This is a genomic window from Bacillus sp. FSL K6-3154, assembly GCF_040869395.1.
GTDB classification, from domain to species: Bacteria; Bacillota; Bacilli; order Bacillales; family Bacillaceae; genus Bacillus; species Bacillus safensis.
In genome coordinates this window covers 707,850-725,284 of record NZ_CP152033.1, presented here as the reverse complement: position 1 = coordinate 725,284, position 17,435 = coordinate 707,850, and the positions used below count along the sequence as shown (strand labels likewise).

Sequence of the window (17,435 nt, the reverse complement as noted above, 5' to 3'; positions counted from 1 at the left end):
CTTTCTAAAGTAAGAAATGGTTAAGTTAGAAAGGGCGCACGGTGGATGCCTTGGCACTAGGAGCCGATGAAGGACGGGACGAACACCGATATGCTTCGGGGAGCTGTAAGCAAGCTTTGATCCGGAGATTTCCGAATGGGGAAACCCACTGCTCGTAATGGAGTAGTATCCATACTTGAATACATAGAGTATGAGAAGGCATACCCGGGGAACTGAAACATCTAAGTACCCGGAGGAAGAGAAAGCAAATGCGATTCCCTGAGTAGCGGCGAGCGAAACGGGAACAGCCCAAACCAAGAGGCTTGCCTCTTGGGGTTGTAGGACACTCTATACGGAGTTACAAAGGAATGATATAAGCGAAGAGGTCTGGAAAGGCCCGCCAAAGAAGGTAACAGCCCTGTAACTGAAATGTCATTCTCTCCAGAGTGGATCCTGAGTACGGCGGAACACGTGAAATTCCGTCGGAATCCGGGAGGACCATCTCCCAAGGCTAAATACTCCCTAGTGACCGATAGTGAACCAGTACCGTGAGGGAAAGGTGAAAAGCACCCCGGAAGGGGAGTGAAATAGATCCTGAAACCGTGTGCCTACAAGTAGTCAGAGCCCGTTAACGGGTGATGGCGTGCCTTTTGTAGAATGAACCGGCGAGTTACGATCCCGTGCAAGGTTAAGCAGAAGATGCGGAGCCGCAGCGAAAGCGAGTCTGAATAGGGCGCATGAGTACGTGGTCGTAGACCCGAAACCAGGTGATCTACCCATGTCCAGGGTGAAGTTCAGGTAACACTGAATGGAGGCCCGAACCCACGCACGTTGAAAAGTGCGGGGATGAGGTGTGGGTAGGGGTGAAATGCCAATCGAACCTGGAGATAGCTGGTTCTCTCCGAAATAGCTTTAGGGCTAGCCTCAAGGTAAGAGTCTCGGAGGTAGAGCACTGATTGGACTAGGGGCCCCTACCGGGTTACCGAATTCAGTCAAACTCCGAATGCCGATGACTTATCCTTGGGAGTCAGACTGCGAGTGATAAGATCCGTAGTCGAAAGGGAAACAGCCCAGACCGCCAGCTAAGGTCCCAAAGTATACGTTAAGTGGAAAAGGATGTGGAGTTGCTTAGACAACCAGGATGTTGGCTTAGAAGCAGCCACCATTTAAAGAGTGCGTAATAGCTCACTGGTCGAGTGACTCTGCGCCGAAAATGTACCGGGGCTAAACGTATCACCGAAGCTGCGGACTGTTCTTACGAACAGTGGTAGGAGAGCGTTCTAAGGGCTGTGAAGCCAGACCGGAAGGACTGGTGGAGCGCTTAGAAGTGAGAATGCCGGTATGAGTAGCGAAAGACGGGTGAGAATCCCGTCCACCGAATGCCTAAGGTTTCCTGAGGAAGGCTCGTCCGCTCAGGGTTAGTCGGGACCTAAGCCGAGGCCGAAAGGCGTAGGCGATGGACAACAGGTTGATATTCCTGTACCACCTCCTCACCATTTGAGCAATGGGGGGACGCAGGAGGATAGGGTAAGCGCGGTATTGGATATCCGCGTCCAAGCAGTTAGGCTGGGAAATAGGCAAATCCGTTTCCCGTGAAGGCTGAGCTGTGATGGCGAGCGAAATTTAGTAGCGAAGTTCCTGATTCCACACTGCCAAGAAAAGCCTCTAGCGAGGTGAGAGGTGCCCGTACCGCAAACCGACACAGGTAGGCGAGGAGAGAATCCTAAGGTGATCGAGAGAACTCTCGTTAAGGAACTCGGCAAAATGACCCCGTAACTTCGGGAGAAGGGGTGCTTCTTAGGGTGTTAAAGCCCCGAGAAGCCGCAGTGAATAGGCCCAGGCGACTGTTTAGCAAAAACACAGGTCTCTGCGAAGCCGTAAGGCGAAGTATAGGGGCTGACGCCTGCCCGGTGCTGGAAGGTTAAGAGGAGCGCTTAGCGTAAGCGAAGGTGCGAATTGAAGCCCCAGTAAACGGCGGCCGTAACTATAACGGTCCTAAGGTAGCGAAATTCCTTGTCGGGTAAGTTCCGACCCGCACGAAAGGCGCAACGATCTGGGCACTGTCTCAACGAGAGACTCGGTGAAATTATAGTACCTGTGAAGATGCAGGTTACCCGCGACAGGACGGAAAGACCCCGTGGAGCTTTACTGCAGCCTGATATTGAATGTTGGTACAGCTTGTACAGGATAGGTAGGAGCCTTGGAAACCGGAGCGCTAGCTTCGGTGGAGGCATCGGTGGGATACTACCCTGGCTGTATTGACCTTCTAACCCGCTGCCCTTATCGGGCAGGGAGACAGTGTCAGGTGGGCAGTTTGACTGGGGCGGTCGCCTCCTAAAATGTAACGGAGGCGCCCAAAGGTTCCCTCAGAATGGTTGGAAATCATTCGCAGAGTGTAAAGGCACAAGGGAGCTTGACTGCGAGACCTACAAGTCGAGCAGGGACGAAAGTCGGGCTTAGTGATCCGGTGGTTCCGCATGGAAGGGCCATCGCTCAACGGATAAAAGCTACCCCGGGGATAACAGGCTTATCTCCCCCAAGAGTCCACATCGACGGGGAGGTTTGGCACCTCGATGTCGGCTCATCGCATCCTGGGGCTGTAGTCGGTCCCAAGGGTTGGGCTGTTCGCCCATTAAAGCGGTACGCGAGCTGGGTTCAGAACGTCGTGAGACAGTTCGGTCCCTATCCGTCGCGGGCGCAGGAAATTTGAGAGGAGCTGTCCTTAGTACGAGAGGACCGGGATGGACGCACCGCTGGTGTACCAGTTGTTCTGCCAAGGGCATCGCTGGGTAGCTATGTGCGGACGGGATAAGTGCTGAAAGCATCTAAGCATGAAGCCCCCCTCAAGATGAGATTTCCCATTCCGCAAGGAAGTAAGATCCCTGAAAGATGATCAGGTTGATAGGTCTGAGGTGGAAGCGTGGTGACACGTGGAGCTGACAGATACTAATAGATCGAGGACTTAACCTATATTCTAATGTGAAGCATGAACATTGTTATCTAGTTTTGAGAGAACATTCTCTCCATCAGGTTTGGTGGCGATAGCGAAGAGGTCACACCCGTTCCCATACCGAACACGGAAGTTAAGCTCTTCAGCGCCGATGGTAGTTGGGGGTTTCCCCCTGTGAGAGTAGGACGCCGCCAAGCTTCTAGAAGGATCAGTTCCAGTCGGAACTGGTCTTTTTTGTGCAAGTTGAGGGTACATACATTCACTTGTTTGATAAAAGATCGTGGCTTCATTTTATGTCCACAAGCAGCGTGTAAAATACTTGGATATAAAGAGAAAATGAGCCTATCGCATAAAACATATCTATAAAAAACAATAGAGAGATAGAGTATCAGCTTATATAGGGAAATTAAAGAAGTGTAAGCCTATATGATTTTTATAAATGCTTACGGCTAAAGAGATTACATATATCATTAAAGTATAAAAATGAGGGACTGCTAATATTTCTGAAGGAATCGAACGTTTTAAAAGAGAATATAGAAGAGAGAAGTTGAGCTGCTGAACGTGGAACAGCAGCTGTTTGAATAGGTGAAATGACGATCATTTGTTAAAAGAAATACGCAATGAAAATTGAAATAAAATTTTTTTAATATAGCCTTTACAAATGATTAAAACCTGTATATAATAATCTTTGTCGGATCGAGAGATTCCTACATAGTGGAGGATTAGCTCAGCTGGGAGAGCATCTGCCTTACAAGCAGAGGGTCGGCGGTTCGAGCCCGTCATCCTCCACCATATTTATTCTTACATAATGTTAGGATAGATAAAGCCGGTGTAGCTCAACTGGTAGAGCAACTGACTTGTAATCAGTAGGTTGGGGGTTCAAGTCCTCTTGCCGGCACCACTTTCATATGGTAAGATAGACAAGTCGCTTTTAAAGCGAGCCATTAGCTCAGTTGGTAGAGCATCTGACTTTTAATCAGAGGGTCGAAGGTTCGAGTCCTTCATGGCTCACCATGTTTCATGCGGGTGTGGCGGAATTGGCAGACGCGCTAGACTTAGGATCTAGTGTCTTTATGACGTGGGGGTTCAAGTCCCTTCACCCGCATTGCCAAATAAAATAAAGAAATCCTGTAATGCGGAAGTAGTTCAGTGGTAGAACACCACCTTGCCAAGGTGGGGGTCGCGGGTTCGAATCCCGTCTTCCGCTTATACCATCCACGCCGGGGTGGTGGAATTGGCAGACACACAGGACTTAAAATCCTGCGGTAGGTGACTACCGTGCCGGTTCAAGTCCGGCCCTCGGCATTATAAATAAGCGCCCGTAGCTCAATTGGATAGAGCGTTTGACTACGGATCAAAAGGTTAGGGGTTCGACTCCTCTCGGGCGCGCCATTAAGATCGGGAAGTAGCTCAGCTTGGTAGAGCACTTGGTTTGGGACCAAGGGGTCGCAGGTTCGAATCCTGTCTTCCCGACCATCTTTTATGGGGCCTTAGCTCAGCTGGGAGAGCGCCTGCCTTGCACGCAGGAGGTCAGCGGTTCGATCCCGCTAGGCTCCACTTTTTAAAAGATTATTTTGATCATGGCGGTGTAGCTCAGCTGGCTAGAGCGTACGGTTCATACCCGTGAGGTCGGGGGTTCGATCCCCTCCGCCGCTATAAAGGACCTTTAGCTCAGTTGGTTAGAGCAGACGGCTCATAACCGTCCGGTCGTAGGTTCGAGTCCTACAAGGTCCACCATCTATACGGAGGAATACCCAAGTCCGGCTGAAGGGATCGGTCTTGAAAACCGACAGGGGTGTCAAAGCCCGCGGGGGTTCGAATCCCTCTTCCTCCGCCATATTTTTTAAAACCCATATCATCGCGGGGTGGAGCAGTTCGGTAGCTCGTCGGGCTCATAACCCGAAGGTCGCAGGTTCAAATCCTGCCCCCGCAACCAAAATGGTCCGGTAGTTCAGTTGGTTAGAATGCCTGCCTGTCACGCAGGAGGTCGCGGGTTCGAGTCCCGTCCGGACCGCCATTTTTCAAAAGAATACTTGGCTCGGTAGCTCAGTTGGTAGAGCAACGGACTGAAAATCCGTGTGTCGGCGGTTCGATTCCGTCCCGAGCCACTTTTATAAAAATATTCATAGTATGGCGGTTGTGGCGAAGTGGTTAACGCACCAGATTGTGGCTCTGGCACTCGTGGGTTCGATTCCCATCAATCGCCCCATACATATTTTTGCGGGTGTAGTTTAGTGGTAAAACCTCAGCCTTCCAAGCTGATGTCGTGGGTTCGATTCCCATCACCCGCTCCATTTGTATATCTGTTCATGGGCCTGTAGCTCAGCTGGTTAGAGCGCACGCCTGATAAGCGTGAGGTCGGTGGTTCGAGTCCACTCAGGCCCACCATGATCTTCCGCAGTAGCTCAGTGGTAGAGCTATCGGCTGTTAACCGATCGGTCGTAGGTTCGAATCCTACCTGCGGAGCCAAATGGAGAAGTACTCAAGTGGCTGAAGAGGCGCCCCTGCTAAGGGTGTAGGTCGCGTAAGCGGCGCGAGGGTTCAAATCCCTCCTTCTCCGCCATTGATCTGGCCCGTTGGTCAAGCGGTTAAGACACCGCCCTTTCACGGCGGTAACACGGGTTCGAATCCCGTACGGGTCATTTTTAAAAGAGATCTTGTCAAAGATCTCTTTTTTATTTTCTCCAAAACGAAAGACCGCATCATGGCGGTCTTTTTTTTACATATTCATGGAATAGATCGTATAAGACAAGTATGTGGCAAAGAAGCCCCATAAGACATAAGGAATCAGTAAAATTGGAACGACTTTGCTTAGTTTACGTGAGACGATGACAAGTGCAAGTGCTGTCAGTGCGACGAGAAGGCAGTCGATTGTAGCTACAAACAAATCCTTTTGTGTAAATTGAAAAAAGCTAAAGGCTTGATTGAAAACATAATTTAAAAGGAAAAGAATCCAAAATGGTAAAGTGATTTTTTGGAATCCATATTTTCCATAAATGATCGCTGCGGACAATGAGATGAGTGCAAATAAGACAGCCCACACAGCACCAATCACACCGCCACCAGGCGTCCATTCTGGTTTATTCAATGCGTCATACCATTCTCTGTCGATGGGGAACAAGAATCCGGCAATAGAGAATAGTGCGTATGTAATAAAGAAGACAACAATCGCCCAAATGATACTTTTTCTAGCCATCAAGAATCTCCTCCAATCAAATTCACTCTTAAAATGATTTCCCAATAATTACATGATATAAACATAAAGCCCCCAATATGAGGGGACTAATGATTTTCTTCTGTATAAGGTTCTTCCTCGTACGGTTTCAAGTCACCAAATACCGTCATGACACCTTCTTCGTCTAGTGCTTCTTCATAGGCCTCGTGTGCTTTGGTCGGATACACCTTGCTTGCTTTTCCTTCAATATCAGCAGCTGCGAATCCTTCGTAGTCCTCCACATAATCTTCATCTTCTGATTGTGTATATACATCATCGTATGTTAGAGGAGGGAATTCCATATCAGACGGGGTCTCAGAGTTTCCGTAGCGTTCTACGTCTTGGTAGGCATCCTCTCCATCGTACGCAGCACTTTCTTCATTTTCAAATTGTCCCGCGGGCGGACTTAATAAATCCTCTTCAATCGGACGGTTTTGTGAAACGGTCTGTTCTTTTGAATGCTCTGTGCATGTGACGGCAGTAGGCAAGGCTTCTAAGCGTTCCTTTGGAATAGGGGCTTTACAGACCTTGCACAGACCATAAGAGCCATCTGCAATGGCTTGGAGTGCTTCATTGATGTCTAACATATGTTCATGTTCCAAGCTGTTTAAAGCAATATCTTTCCCCCGCTCGAACAGCTCTGTCCCTTGATCACCCGGGTGGTTATCATAGGCAGACAATTCACCGATCGAATCGTAAGGAAAGGATACTTTCTGTTCATCGTCATGGCTTTTGGCTTCAAGTTCTTTCTTTTCATCAAGAAGGCGCTGCTTCAAATGATGTAATTCGTCTTTAGACAACAAAGCGATCATCCTTTCATATCAAACATATTGTTAGTATGAGCAATTTTGTATGTAAGACTAGTTCCAATTTGAAGCAATTCCTTATTAAAAAAACGCCTGCGGCTGCAGGCGTTCTTTGTTACGCGATATAGTATTGTATGATTAAAGCGATCGTCAGCAGAAAACCAAAAAATGTATTGGTTTGAGCTGTAGATTTCATGGCATTCATTAATTCAATCGGTTTTTCTTTTTGCTTAAACTCTTTAATGGCTGTATAGGCTTTTGGCACACTCAGTAAAACAAGAAGACTCCAAAGACCGACGATATCTGTGAAGATATAAACAAAAATGAGGACATATGATACCAAAAACATGGAAAGTAAAATGTTCACTGCAGCTTTGCGTCCAGCAAGAATGGCAAGTGTTCTTCGTCCATTTTCCTTATCCCCGTCTAAATCACGGATATTGTTCGATAGTAAGATGGCACCAACTAAAATAGAAATTGGTAGTGAGATGAGAACCGCTTTAGACGTCAGTGTGCCTGTTTGGATATAGAAACTAATCAGGATGATTCCTAATCCCATAAAAGCACCTGAAACAAGTTCTCCAAACGGTGTATATGCAATTGGTACAGGGCCGCCAGTATAGAAATAGCCTGCTGCCATACAAATAAGTCCTATTAGTGCAATCCACCAGCTAGACATCATGCAAATATATACCCCAAGTAATAAAGAAAGCGCAAATAGTGCATAAGCGAGGCTGAGGACTGTCTTTGGCTTCACACCGTTTCTTACAATGGCTCCGCCGATGCCGACAGATTTCTCGTTGTCAAGCCCGCGAACATAATCAAAGTACTCATTAAACATGTTTGTTGCGATTTGGATAAACATAGATGCAAACAGCATGGCTAAAAATAGCCCAACATGTATTTGACCACTTGGAAGTGCTAAAACAGTTCCTAAAGTAACGGGAATAAATGCCGCTGTTAGTGTATGCGGTCGTAGTAAATTCCACCAAATTCGCCAGTTTTTATCAGGCTTTATTGGTGAAAGCTGATCTGATATCGATTGATGCTGCATAAAATATACTCCTTTAAATAAAAAAATACGTACACGTCCAAATTCCAGTTTAGCAAAGTTCAAAAAGGTGTCAATATATTGATGCGATGAATCGGGAAAAAGATGTTTGCTAATCGTTGCCATATCGAAGAAAAGCTTGATTTTAGAACAGGTCCTGCCATTTTATCTTTGATGCTCTCGTTTCAATAAGCAGGAGCGAAAAAATCTTGAAAGCGTGATATAATAAGGATTCGAGGTTTTAAAAGCTGTTTTCTTTACTAAGTTCATCTGTTAAGGTTTATAATAGAAAAGCAGGTCATTCGACATATTCGAATGTTCATGTATTTTTTTGTTATGGTTTTATTTTTTATGTTATTTCATGGATTTTGGAGGAATGTATCATGGTGACAACAGTGCAAAGTACTTTCCGGCAGGAAGCGCTCGCGACATTAGAAGAAGCGAATAACGTCAACCATGCTGTTTTGATAAGCTACTCCAGAAGAGTTGACGATCTGGATCCTCTTGCCTTTTTCCAAAGCGGAGAAGCGGATTTTTTAGGCGAGCGGTTTTTTTGGTCTGATCCAGAAAGCCAAATGATATTTTCTGGACTTGGCAGAGCGGCCGTCATTAAATCATCTGAGCAAGGCAAGGAACGATTCGATATAGTCCATCAAGAATGGGAACAGCTAAAGCAGCACATGTTCCATTTTCATGATGAGAAGGAGTTAAAGCAAGCGGCTGTTGGTCCGCTTTTATTTGGAGGATTCTCGTTTGATCCGCACGAAGAGAAGGCGCGTCATTGGGAAGCATTTGGCGAGGCTCATTTTTTTGTGCCGTCGATCATGCTGACTGTCTCAAAAGAAGGCAGTTTTCTTACGATCAATGAGTGGAAGCAGGTGGACGGGAATGTTCATCAGCTTATTCAAGAATTAGAACAAAAAGCCTCCCGTTTCGAGGCATTGCCAGTACGGACTGGTGGACAAGCTGAACTTGTTCATATGGAAGAGCTGGATGTGAACGAGTGGATGAAGGCGATCCAAGCAGCGACAGACCACATTCGTGCAAACGAATATGAAAAGGTTGTTTTAGCAAGAGAAGTCTTGCTTCACTATAAAAATCAAATTGAACTTGCTCCACTATTAGCAGAATTATTAAAGCACCAAACAACGAGTTATGTATTTGCGGTTGAACAGGGAAGACAAGCATTTGTCGGAGCCACGCCGGAACGCTTAGTGAAAAAAAGCGGTGGAGAGGTCTTTTCATCCTGTTTAGCAGGTTCCATTGTTCGCGGAAAAGATGAAGCGGAGGATCACGCATTAGGCGAGGAACTGCTGCATGATGAGAAGAATTTGATTGAACATCAAATTGTCGTCAATATGATTGAGCAGGCATTTAAAGCGAATTGCCTTCATGTGCATAAACCAAATCAACCAAGTCTTTATAAAACGAAAAACATTCAGCATTTGTTTACACCGATTGTGGGAGAAATCAAAAGCAGCTGTTCCCTCTTTTCATTAATTGAGCAGCTTCATCCGACGCCGGCATTAGGCGGATATCCTAAGGAAAAGGCGGTTGAAGTGATTCGTGAAATCGAACCGCTTAAGCGCGGCTGGTATGCAGCGCCGGTAGGCTGGATTGATTCTCAGGATAATGGAGAGTTTGCTGTAGCCATTCGGTCAGGTCTTATTGAGGAAGATCGTGTTCGTTTGTTCGCTGGCTGCGGAATTGTAGAGGATTCCCTTGCAAAGCAGGAGTATGAGGAAACACAAGTGAAGTTAAGACCAATGCTGTCTGCTCTTGGAGGTCATCCTATTGAATAATCACATCATGACAACATATATAGGCAGATTGATGGATGAATTCGTCCAAGGTGGTGTGAAAGAGGCAGTTGTCTGTCCTGGTTCTCGTTCAACTCCGCTTGCGATGCTGGCCCTTGCTCATCAAGACATCCATGTCCATGTTTTAGTGGACGAACGGTCTGCTGCTTTTTATGCGCTTGGTCTTGCAAAAGCAAGTCAATCACCAGTGCTACTTATTTGTACATCAGGTACAGCAGCTGCTAACTTTTATCCAGCCATTGTAGAGGCGCATTATTCTCGTGTACCTCTTATTGTTTTAACTGCTGATCGGCCGCACGAATTGAGGGAAGTGGGGGCACCTCAAGCGATTGATCAGCAATTCTTATTCGGTAAGTTTGTTAAATGGTTCACAGACTTAGCATTGCCAGAGGAAAGTCAAACGATGCTGCGTTATGTTCAGACAGCAGCTGCGAGAGCAAATCACATGTCTATGCAGGAGCCAAAAGGGCCTGTTCAGATCAATGTACCTCTGAGAGAACCATTGCTTCCTGATCTGTCTATTGACCCTTTCGCGCGAGAAGAATCAGACACGAAAAAGGTATTAGCATCAGGTCATGCTTTCCCAAATGATCGAGTGATGTCTGAAATCGTAACCGTCATGAATCAATCAAAAAAGGGACTGATTGTGGCTGGTGAACTTCATACACAGGAAGAAAAAGAGGCAGTTTTACGCCTTTCGAAAGCTCTGCATTTACCTATTTTAGCTGACCCGCTTTCTCTTTTGCGCAACGGGCATGAGAATAAAGAGCTAATTATCGACGCTTATGATTCTTTATTGAAAGATGAAGCATTGCAGCAGCATCTATTACCGGATATGATCATTCGTTTTGGCCCGATGCCTGTGTCTAAGCCCTTATTCAAGTGGCTGGAAAAACATGCGGAAGTGAAGCAGATTGTTGTAGATGCAGCCGGAGGTTTTCGTGATCCTGGGTTAAGTGCTTCATACGTCATTGAAAGTACTGTCTCTGCTTTTGTAGAAGCAGCATTAAATCAAGCAGTACAACGTAAAGAGACAAGTTTCTTAAACTGCTGGCAGAATGCTAATTCTTCATTCAGAACGCATGCAGCCCGCTATTCAGATGAGGATTTGTCCTTTGAAGGGAATGTGTACCGTCAGCTTCAGCACCTCTTGCCAAAGGAGAGTGTCCTTTTTATCGGAAATAGTATGCCGATTCGTGATGTAGATACATTTTTTGAAACTCAGTCCAAGCCTTTTCGAATGATGGCGAATCGCGGAGCAAATGGCATTGACGGCGTTGTGTCCACAGCACTTGGCACGTATGCAGCCTTGAAGCAGCCAGTCACTTTAGTCATTGGAGATTTATCATTTTACCATGATATGAACGGTCTGCTTGCAGCTAAGCTGATGGACATTCCGCTGACAGTTGTTTTGATAAACAATGATGGGGGAGGTATCTTTTCTTTCCTTCCGCAGGCGTCTGATAAACCTTATTATGAAAAGCTCTTTGGTACGCCGACAGGACTGAATTTTGAGTATGCATCGAAGTTATATGGGGGAACCTATTCGAAACCGGCAACGAAACAAGAGTTACATGATGTGTACATGGCGCATATCGATGAACCTGGGCTTCATTTAATTGAAATTGAAACAGATCGTCATTCCCGTGTAGACAAGCACCGTCAAATGATGGATGACATATTGGAAGAAGTGAAAAAAGAATGCCTTCGCTCATCATAAGAATGCGTGATGGGGTAGCGTACGAAGTGGTGGACCAGAACCCTTCGGCAGCAAATGCCACATTATGCTTACACGGCTTCACTGGAAGTGCAGCGTCTTGGACGTTCTTGAATGCTTATTTGGAGAATACAAGACTGATTCAGGTCAGCTTGCTTGGACATGGACGTACGGACTCGCCAGAAAGTGTGAGAAGATATGCCATGTCTCAGCAGCTGGCAGATCTTGTAGAGATTTTAAACCAATTAAAGCTTCACAAAGTGAATATTCTCGGATATTCTATGGGAGGACGTATTGCTTTATCATTTGCCGTTCGTTATCCAGATCGTGTCAATAAATTGATTCTTGAGAGTACATCTCCTGGGCTTCGCACTTTTAAAGAGCGGATGGCAAGACTAAAGCATGATCATCAGCTTGCTCAAAAGATTAGACATGAAGGCTTAGTGAAGTTTGTGGATTTTTGGGAAAGCATTCCTTTGTTTGCGTCGCAGAAAACTTTATCAGCGGAAAGGCAGACTGAGCTCAGAGAGGGAAGACTAAAAGCCAATCCTCTTGGACTGGCTCGCAGCTTAGAAGGAATTGGAACAGGTTCACAGCCGTCTGTTTGGAAGGCGTTAAAGCATATTCATTTGCCAGCTTTGTTCATTTGCGGAACGCTTGATGAAAAGTTCTGCCATATCGGCAAACGTATGCAGCAGGAGCTGAAAGGAAGTCAATTTATTGTGGCTGAGCATGCTGGGCATACAGTTCATGTGGAACAACCACATTTTTTTGGTAAAATAGTAAGTGAGTTTATTTTAGCGCAAGATTAGAGGAGGAAATATTGATGGCTATTGAATGGCAAACTGAGCGTCAGTATGACGAAATTTTATATGAAACGTACAATGGGATCGCAAAGATTACGATTAATCGTCCGCACGTACATAACGCGTTTACCCCGAAGACTGTTAGTGAATTAATTGATGCATTTTCACGGGCTCGTGATAATTCAGAAGTTGGTGTGATCGTACTTGCAGGTGCTGGCGGAAAAGCATTCTGTTCTGGTGGAGACCAAAAAGTTCGCGGCCATGGCGGTTATGTAGGAGACGATCAAATTCCACGTCTAAATGTATTAGACTTGCAGCGTTTGATTCGTGTCATTCCAAAACCAGTTATCGCAATGGTAGCAGGTTACGCGATTGGCGGAGGCCACGTTCTTCACGTTGTGTGTGACCTGACGATTGCAGCAGATAATGCGATTTTTGGACAAACAGGTCCAAAAGTAGGCAGCTTTGATGCTGGTTATGGTTCAGGCTACCTTGCACGTATTGTTGGTCATAAGAAAGCAAGAGAAATCTGGTACTTATGCCGTCAATACAATGCACAAGAAGCGCTTGATATGGGACTTGTTAACACAGTTGTCCCATTAGATCAGCTTGAAGAGGAAACGGTGAAGTGGTGTGAGGAGATGCTAGAAAAGAGCCCGACTGCTTTACGATTCTTGAAGGCTGCATTTAACGCAGATACGGATGGATTAGCTGGAATTCAGCAATTTGCAGGAGATGCGACACTTCTTTATTACACAACAGATGAAGCAAAAGAAGGACGCGATTCCTTTAAGGAAAAACGCAAGCCGGACTTCGGCCAGTTCCCGCGTTTCCCTTGATTCAATGATATCAATGAACAACAGCTTAGTGCATCAGACTAAGCTGTTTTCTTTTACAAAAAGGAGGTGTCATGATGAAGCAACCTAATTGGCTGCTGCACCGTGCCTATTTAACGCCAGATCGAGTCGCACTCATTTATCAAGAGAAAGAGTGGACATTTCACGAATTAGCTCAAGAAGCGGAAGAGCTTTCAAATAGACTTGCTCAGGCATCATTGAAAAAAGGGGAAACGGTTGCGCTTTTGATGAACAATCATCCTCAAATGGTGATGCTTGTACATGCCTGTTTTTTATTAGGGTTAAAAATTGTGCTATTGAATAATAAGCTGACAAAAGCTGAAAGGCGCTATCAGCTAGAAGATGCAAAAGCCGCGGCGTTATTAACAGAATCTAGTTATGCAAGCGATCATGAGGGTGATTTACCCGTTTATACAATGGAAACTTTACCTGAACCAGGGCAAGGCCATGTCAACAAGATCGAGAGTGAATTTGATTTGAATGAAACAGCGACCATCATGTATACATCTGGGACAACAGGACGTCCAAAAGGGGTAGAGCAAACGTTTGGCAATCATTTTCATAGTGCTGTTTCCTCTGCACTGAATCTGGGTCTCAGAGAGGATGACCGCTGGCTCATTGCCCTGCCTCTTTTTCATATTAGCGGCTTATCTGCTTTATTTAAGTCTGTGATATATGGAATGACAGTCGTGCTTCATCAGAAGTTTGACGTCGATGAAGTAAAGGATTCTATTGAACGGCATCGTGTAACGATGATTTCTGTTGTGCAGACGATGTTATCTCGTTTGTTAAGCAGATTGGCAGAATGTCCGTCTTCTTTGCGCTGTCTTTTATTAGGCGGAGGACCTGCGCCTTATGCGATGCTTCAAGAAAGCAAAGAGAAGGGCTTTCCTGTCTTTCAATCGTACGGGATGACGGAAACCTGTTCACAAATTGTGACCCTTGCGCCCGAATTTAGTGTAGAGAAGCTTGGGTCAGCGGGAAAACCTCTTTTTGGGTGTGAGCTGAAAATTCAAGATGGTGATCGCATTTGCCGTCCTTTTGAGCATGGCGAAATTATGGTGAAAGGTGCAAATGTGATGAAAGGATACCTTTACCGTGAAGAAGCGACCGCGGCTGCCTTTGATGAGGGCTGGCTGAAAACGGGTGATATTGGCTATGTGGATGAGGAAGGGTTCTTATTTGTGCTTGACCGCCGTTCAGATTTAATTATTTCTGGCGGAGAAAATATTTATCCTGCGGAAATTGAAGCGGTTCTGCTAACACATCCGCATGTCATGGAAGCCGGAGTAACGGGTATGTATGATGATAGATGGGGAGAGGTACCTGCTGCTTTCCTTGTAACAGATGATAAGATACCGGAGAATGAGCTCTATGCTTTATGTGAGTCGCATTTAGCCAAATATAAATGGCCCGCCGCTTTTCACTTTGTGGACGAGCTGCCAAGAAATGCGTCGAATAAATTGCAAAGGCACAGACTCAGATCAAAGGGGTTTTTAAATGATTCAAATTGAACGAGTAATTTTATATCATGTCACGATGAAGCTTAAACAGCCATTTACAACAAGTCTTGGAACCACTTCAGAGCGTGAGTTTATTATTGTTGAAGTCAAAGATCAGACAGGATTGACTGGATGGGGAGAAGTCTCTGCTTTTTCTTCTCCGTGGTATACAGAAGAAACAATTGAGACTTGCTATCATATGCTGAGGGCTTTCTTTATCCCGAACGTGTTGACGCGCACCTTTACACATCCTTCAGAAATCCCTGACAGTCTGTATCATTTTAAAGGCAATAGGATGGCGAAAGCAGGCATTGAAGCGGCTGTTTGGGATATTTATGCGAAGCGTGAGAATAAGTCTTTACGCGATGTATTAGGCGGTACAAAAGATAAAATACCATCTGGCGTTGTGGCGGGGTTAGGCCCTATTGACGATATGCTTGAGCAAATTCAGCAATTTGTTGACCAAGGATATCAGCGGGTGAAGGTGAAAATTAAACCAGGACAAGATATTGGACTTCTTCAAAAGATCAGAGAGTCTTTTCCTGATCTGCCATTAATGGCAGATGCAAACTCTGCATATGAATTAAAAGATATCAGCAAGCTTAAGCAGCTGGACGATATTCGTTTATTAATGATTGAACAGCCTTTAGCAGCAGATGATATTGTGGACCACCGCCATTTGCAAAAGCATTTAAAAACGCCGATTTGTTTAGATGAAAGTATTTGTTCTTTAGATGATGCTAGAAAAGCTGTAGAGCTGGGCAGCTGTCAAATTATTAATGTGAAGCCTTCACGAGTTGGCGGATTGACAGAGGCTCTTAAAATTCATACGTTCAGTAAGGAGCATCAAATTCCGTTATGGTGCGGAGGGATGATTGAAACAGGTATTTCCCGAGCGCAGAACGTAGCACTTGCTTCGCTTCCTCAATTTACGATTCCCGGTGATATTTCAGCTTCGTCAAAATTTTGGGAGCAGGATATCATTTTTCCTGAAATTAAGGTTGAAAATGGGTTTATTGAGGTGCCTCGCTCCCCAGGAATGGGCGTGGAGGTTGATTACCAAGCGCTCCGTTCGTTTTCAGATAAAATCGACGTGTTTACAAAACATGATTTTGTGAGATAAAAACGAAGGAATCACCTTTTGCATCCCAAATAGAATCTAGATATAGTGAGAGAAAGTTTTTCCTTCCTGTCTGAACAAAAAAGAAAGAGCGGTGATCCGCTCTTTCTTACTCTTCAACCAGCTCGCTGTCATAAGCAAGCTGTCCGATATACTGATGAATTTCACTTGGCATGTTTGATGCATGTCCATATTCATAATCCCAAAGATTTAAAAAGGAGTGAGCGGCTTGGTGGAATGCGGCTTCATCCGCGTCATGAATTTCGTCAAAAAACGTTTGAAGCAGCCGATCGTTTTTCAAATTGAAGCGCCTCCTTTAATGAGACTTAAAGGTCTTGTGGTTTAAACGTTTTACAATCCGTTTCTTCACTTTTCTCAGCCGTATTTTCTGTGTGGCTGACGACATAGATTGCATCTGCACCACAGCGGTTTCCAGCATTCCAATAGGAACAGTTATTGACTTCACAAAGGATTTTTTGACCCATACAGATGACCTCCTTTTGGTATGTCTTTCATCTATAATGTAACCGAAATGGGGCTCGTCCATTCATGTTAATCTTCCTGACGAATATAGCGCTTATCCTTCATAAATAATTTCCAGAAGAAATAAAATCCGGGAAACAAGATGATAAACCCTACAATATAGGTGATAAATAATGCCCTAAATGTGACAGGGTCTGTAAATCCAGACATGATTGTAATATCTGGATAAGCCATGTAAGGCAAATGGGCACGCCCATACACATAGCTTGCTAAGAAATATTGAATGGTAATCGCAATGACGGCAAGGCGTGGTCTCCCTTTCCGATGCTTAAACCGGCTGTTTGGTAAAAATAGAGCCAGTCCTGCGAGCAGAAACATTAAGAGAGATACAAGAAGAATAGGAATGTTCTGCATCATTTTTGTGAACAGCCAATTGGCCTCGCTTCGTAATGTCAGCATGATAAAAAAGGCCATCATGAGTGAAAGTGGACCTGTAATGAGCGCCCCTCTTCTATAAATGCTGTAAGCTTCATCTTCATTAGCAACATTAGAGAAATCAGCTAAAAGCAAGGACGAAAGAAAAAGGGTGCTGAAGATGGCAAAGCCGACAAAAGAATAAACATTTGCACTTGTAAAGACCAGTCCTAGATCTAATGAGTAGACGTTGTTCTCCTGAAAGATAAATCCACCATGGGTGATTGGGAGAACCATGATCAGGATGGACGGAATGATAAAGCCGCTGATCCCTGAAATATACGTCACCGCTTTTCGATATTTCTTAGGCAGTGAATGAGAAAACACGAGAAACCCGCTTCGCAGTGCAAGAAGCAATAATATGATGCTGCCGGGTATTAATAAAACGGTACCAAGTACAAAGGTCGCACCTGGAAACAGGCTGAACAATGCGACAACGATGGCGACAATAAAGACATTTGTCACTTCCCATGTCGGAGAAAGGTACTTATTTGCGATATTAGCGGCCTTTGTTTGTTCTCTATTCATATAAATCATCGACCAAAATCCTGCGCCGAAATCCATTGATGCCATCACTGCATAGATAAAAACGAATCCCCATAAGATGGTGATTGCAATGAGCGCATCAGTTGTAACATCCATTTGCATCAAGATCG

12 protein-coding genes, 21 tRNA genes and 2 rRNA genes are annotated in these 17,435 nt (G+C 45.1%); 29 read left to right on the top strand and 6 right to left on the bottom strand.

The genetic code is table 11. The annotated features are described in order from the left end of the window. Positions 1 to 18: 18 nt before the first annotated feature. The 23 genes from MHH61_RS03970 (at position 19) to MHH61_RS03860 (ending at position 5,571) form a co-directional block, all read left to right on the top strand. Positions 19 to 2,949: ribosomal RNA gene (locus tag MHH61_RS03970) — 23S ribosomal RNA — on the top strand. 61 nt (positions 2,950 to 3,010) lie between these two features. Further along, a 5S ribosomal RNA gene (rrf, locus tag MHH61_RS03965) occupies positions 3,011 to 3,126 on the top strand. A gap of 519 nt (positions 3,127 to 3,645) precedes the next feature. Continuing rightward, a tRNA-Val gene (locus MHH61_RS03960) sits at positions 3,646 to 3,721 on the top strand. A 33-nt stretch (positions 3,722 to 3,754) separates the two neighbouring features. Beyond that, positions 3,755 to 3,830, top strand: a tRNA-Thr gene (locus MHH61_RS03955). Positions 3,831 to 3,867: 37 nt separating this feature from the next. Further along, positions 3,868 to 3,943 (top strand) — tRNA-Lys (locus MHH61_RS03950). Between the two features lie 8 nt (positions 3,944 to 3,951). After that, positions 3,952 to 4,034, top strand: a tRNA-Leu gene (locus tag MHH61_RS03945). 30 nt (positions 4,035 to 4,064) lie between these two features. Continuing rightward, positions 4,065 to 4,136 (top strand) — tRNA-Gly (locus MHH61_RS03940). A 12-nt stretch (positions 4,137 to 4,148) separates the two neighbouring features. Further along, a tRNA-Leu gene (locus MHH61_RS03935) sits at positions 4,149 to 4,234 on the top strand. 10 nt (positions 4,235 to 4,244) lie between these two features. Next, positions 4,245 to 4,321 (top strand) — tRNA-Arg (locus tag MHH61_RS03930). Positions 4,322 to 4,328: 7 nt separating this feature from the next. After that, positions 4,329 to 4,405: transfer RNA gene (locus MHH61_RS03925), tRNA-Pro, on the top strand. A gap of 8 nt (positions 4,406 to 4,413) precedes the next feature. Further along, positions 4,414 to 4,486: transfer RNA gene (locus MHH61_RS03920), tRNA-Ala, on the top strand. Between the two features lie 25 nt (positions 4,487 to 4,511). Further along, positions 4,512 to 4,585: transfer RNA gene (locus tag MHH61_RS03915), tRNA-Met, on the top strand. Between the two features lie 4 nt (positions 4,586 to 4,589). Beyond that, a tRNA-Ile gene (locus MHH61_RS03910) sits at positions 4,590 to 4,666 on the top strand. Between the two features lie 7 nt (positions 4,667 to 4,673). After that, positions 4,674 to 4,766 (top strand) — tRNA-Ser (locus MHH61_RS03905). 22 nt (positions 4,767 to 4,788) lie between these two features. Then, positions 4,789 to 4,865, top strand: a tRNA-Met gene (locus MHH61_RS03900). Positions 4,866 to 4,869: 4 nt separating this feature from the next. Further along, a tRNA-Asp gene (locus MHH61_RS03895) sits at positions 4,870 to 4,946 on the top strand. Positions 4,947 to 4,964: 18 nt separating this feature from the next. Continuing rightward, a tRNA-Phe gene (locus MHH61_RS03890) sits at positions 4,965 to 5,037 on the top strand. Positions 5,038 to 5,062: 25 nt separating this feature from the next. Next, positions 5,063 to 5,138: transfer RNA gene (locus MHH61_RS03885), tRNA-His, on the top strand. A gap of 11 nt (positions 5,139 to 5,149) precedes the next feature. Further along, positions 5,150 to 5,223 (top strand) — tRNA-Gly (locus MHH61_RS03880). A gap of 17 nt (positions 5,224 to 5,240) precedes the next feature. Beyond that, positions 5,241 to 5,317: transfer RNA gene (locus MHH61_RS03875), tRNA-Ile, on the top strand. A 6-nt stretch (positions 5,318 to 5,323) separates the two neighbouring features. Then, positions 5,324 to 5,398, top strand: a tRNA-Asn gene (locus MHH61_RS03870). Between the two features lie 3 nt (positions 5,399 to 5,401). Further along, positions 5,402 to 5,492 (top strand) — tRNA-Ser (locus tag MHH61_RS03865). Between the two features lie 7 nt (positions 5,493 to 5,499). Beyond that, positions 5,500 to 5,571: transfer RNA gene (locus MHH61_RS03860), tRNA-Glu, on the top strand. Between the two features lie 77 nt (positions 5,572 to 5,648). Here the strand turns inward: MHH61_RS03860 and MHH61_RS03855 are convergent. From MHH61_RS03855 to MHH61_RS03845, 3 genes are all read right to left on the bottom strand, one after another. Further along, positions 5,649 to 6,125 (bottom strand): TspO/MBR family protein, encoded by a 477-nt coding sequence (locus MHH61_RS03855; protein WP_024424942.1) that lies wholly within the window; start codon positions 6,123 to 6,125, stop codon positions 5,649 to 5,651. 86 nt (positions 6,126 to 6,211) lie between these two features. Beyond that, on the bottom strand, positions 6,212 to 6,946 hold the full coding sequence (locus MHH61_RS03850; protein WP_024425775.1) for a TraR/DksA C4-type zinc finger protein: 735 nt from the start codon (positions 6,944 to 6,946) through the stop codon (positions 6,212 to 6,214). A 118-nt stretch (positions 6,947 to 7,064) separates the two neighbouring features. Further along, a complete protein-coding gene (locus MHH61_RS03845) occupies positions 7,065 to 8,003 on the bottom strand; it encodes a 1,4-dihydroxy-2-naphthoate polyprenyltransferase (RefSeq protein ID WP_025093657.1) in 939 nt (312 codons plus the stop codon). Positions 8,004 to 8,383: 380 nt separating this feature from the next. Between MHH61_RS03845 and MHH61_RS03840 the strand changes: the two genes are divergently transcribed. The 6 genes from MHH61_RS03840 to menC all read left to right on the top strand — a co-directional run bounded on the left by MHH61_RS03840 (position 8,384) and on the right by menC (position 15,825). Then, the gene (locus tag MHH61_RS03840; protein ID WP_024425777.1) at positions 8,384 to 9,802 is read left to right on the top strand and encodes an isochorismate synthase MenF; all 1,419 of its coding nucleotides are present in this window, start codon (positions 8,384 to 8,386) and stop codon (positions 9,800 to 9,802) included. Then, the gene (gene menD / locus MHH61_RS03835) at positions 9,795 to 11,540 is read left to right on the top strand and encodes a 2-succinyl-5-enolpyruvyl-6-hydroxy-3-cyclohexene-1-carboxylic-acid synthase (protein ID WP_125587609.1); all 1,746 of its coding nucleotides are present in this window, start codon (positions 9,795 to 9,797) and stop codon (positions 11,538 to 11,540) included. Before MHH61_RS03840 ends, menD begins: the two co-directional genes overlap by 8 nt. Further along, on the top strand, positions 11,522 to 12,349 hold the full coding sequence (gene menH / locus MHH61_RS03830; RefSeq protein WP_125587608.1) for a 2-succinyl-6-hydroxy-2,4-cyclohexadiene-1-carboxylate synthase: 828 nt from the start codon (positions 11,522 to 11,524) through the stop codon (positions 12,347 to 12,349). Before menD ends, menH begins: the two co-directional genes overlap by 19 nt. 14 nt (positions 12,350 to 12,363) lie before the next feature. Further along, positions 12,364 to 13,182 (top strand): 1,4-dihydroxy-2-naphthoyl-CoA synthase, encoded by an 819-nt coding sequence (menB, locus tag MHH61_RS03825; RefSeq protein ID WP_024424937.1) that lies wholly within the window; start codon positions 12,364 to 12,366, stop codon positions 13,180 to 13,182. Positions 13,183 to 13,253: 71 nt separating this feature from the next. Next, positions 13,254 to 14,714 (top strand): o-succinylbenzoate--CoA ligase, encoded by a 1,461-nt coding sequence (locus tag MHH61_RS03820; RefSeq protein WP_251215251.1) that lies wholly within the window; start codon positions 13,254 to 13,256, stop codon positions 14,712 to 14,714. After that, entirely contained in the window at positions 14,701 to 15,825 is a 1,125-nt protein-coding gene (menC, locus tag MHH61_RS03815) for an o-succinylbenzoate synthase (protein ID WP_368004465.1), read from the top strand. Before MHH61_RS03820 ends, menC begins: the two co-directional genes overlap by 14 nt. A 106-nt stretch (positions 15,826 to 15,931) precedes the next feature. On the opposite strand, the gene MHH61_RS03810 is transcribed toward menC, so the two are convergent. From MHH61_RS03810 to MHH61_RS03800, 3 genes are all read right to left on the bottom strand, one after another. Further along, positions 15,932 to 16,123: a hypothetical protein gene (locus tag MHH61_RS03810; RefSeq protein ID WP_103132319.1), complete on the bottom strand. Its 192-nt coding sequence runs from the start codon at positions 16,121 to 16,123 to the stop codon at positions 15,932 to 15,934. Between the two features lie 25 nt (positions 16,124 to 16,148). Continuing rightward, the gene (locus tag MHH61_RS03805; RefSeq protein WP_368004464.1) at positions 16,149 to 16,307 is read right to left on the bottom strand and encodes a DUF1540 domain-containing protein; all 159 of its coding nucleotides are present in this window, start codon (positions 16,305 to 16,307) and stop codon (positions 16,149 to 16,151) included. Positions 16,308 to 16,374: 67 nt separating this feature from the next. Beyond that, a complete protein-coding gene (locus tag MHH61_RS03800) occupies positions 16,375 to 17,421 on the bottom strand; it encodes a cytochrome d ubiquinol oxidase subunit II (protein WP_169510868.1) in 1,047 nt (348 codons plus the stop codon). Positions 17,422 to 17,435 lie beyond the last annotated feature (14 nt).

Coding starts and splice junctions, on each gene's coding strand:
- MHH61_RS03855 (WP_024424942.1), bottom strand. CDS start 6,125: ATGGCTAGAAAAAGTATCATTTGGGCGATTGTTGTCTTCTTTATTACA.
- MHH61_RS03845 (WP_025093657.1), bottom strand. CDS start 8,003: ATGCAGCATCAATCGATATCAGATCAGCTTTCACCAATAAAGCCTGAT.
- MHH61_RS03840 (WP_024425777.1), top strand. CDS start 8,384: ATGGTGACAACAGTGCAAAGTACTTTCCGGCAGGAAGCGCTCGCGACA.
- menH (WP_125587608.1), top strand. CDS start 11,522: ATGCCTTCGCTCATCATAAGAATGCGTGATGGGGTAGCGTACGAAGTG.
- menB (WP_024424937.1), top strand. CDS start 12,364: ATGGCTATTGAATGGCAAACTGAGCGTCAGTATGACGAAATTTTATAT.
- MHH61_RS03820 (WP_251215251.1), top strand. CDS start 13,254: ATGATGAAGCAACCTAATTGGCTGCTGCACCGTGCCTATTTAACGCCA.
- menC (WP_368004465.1), top strand. CDS start 14,701: ATGATTCAAATTGAACGAGTAATTTTATATCATGTCACGATGAAGCTT.
- MHH61_RS03805 (WP_368004464.1), bottom strand. CDS start 16,307: ATGGGTCAAAAAATCCTTTGTGAAGTCAATAACTGTTCCTATTGGAAT.
- MHH61_RS03800 (WP_169510868.1), bottom strand. CDS start 17,421: ATGGATGTTACAACTGATGCGCTCATTGCAATCACCATCTTATGGGGA.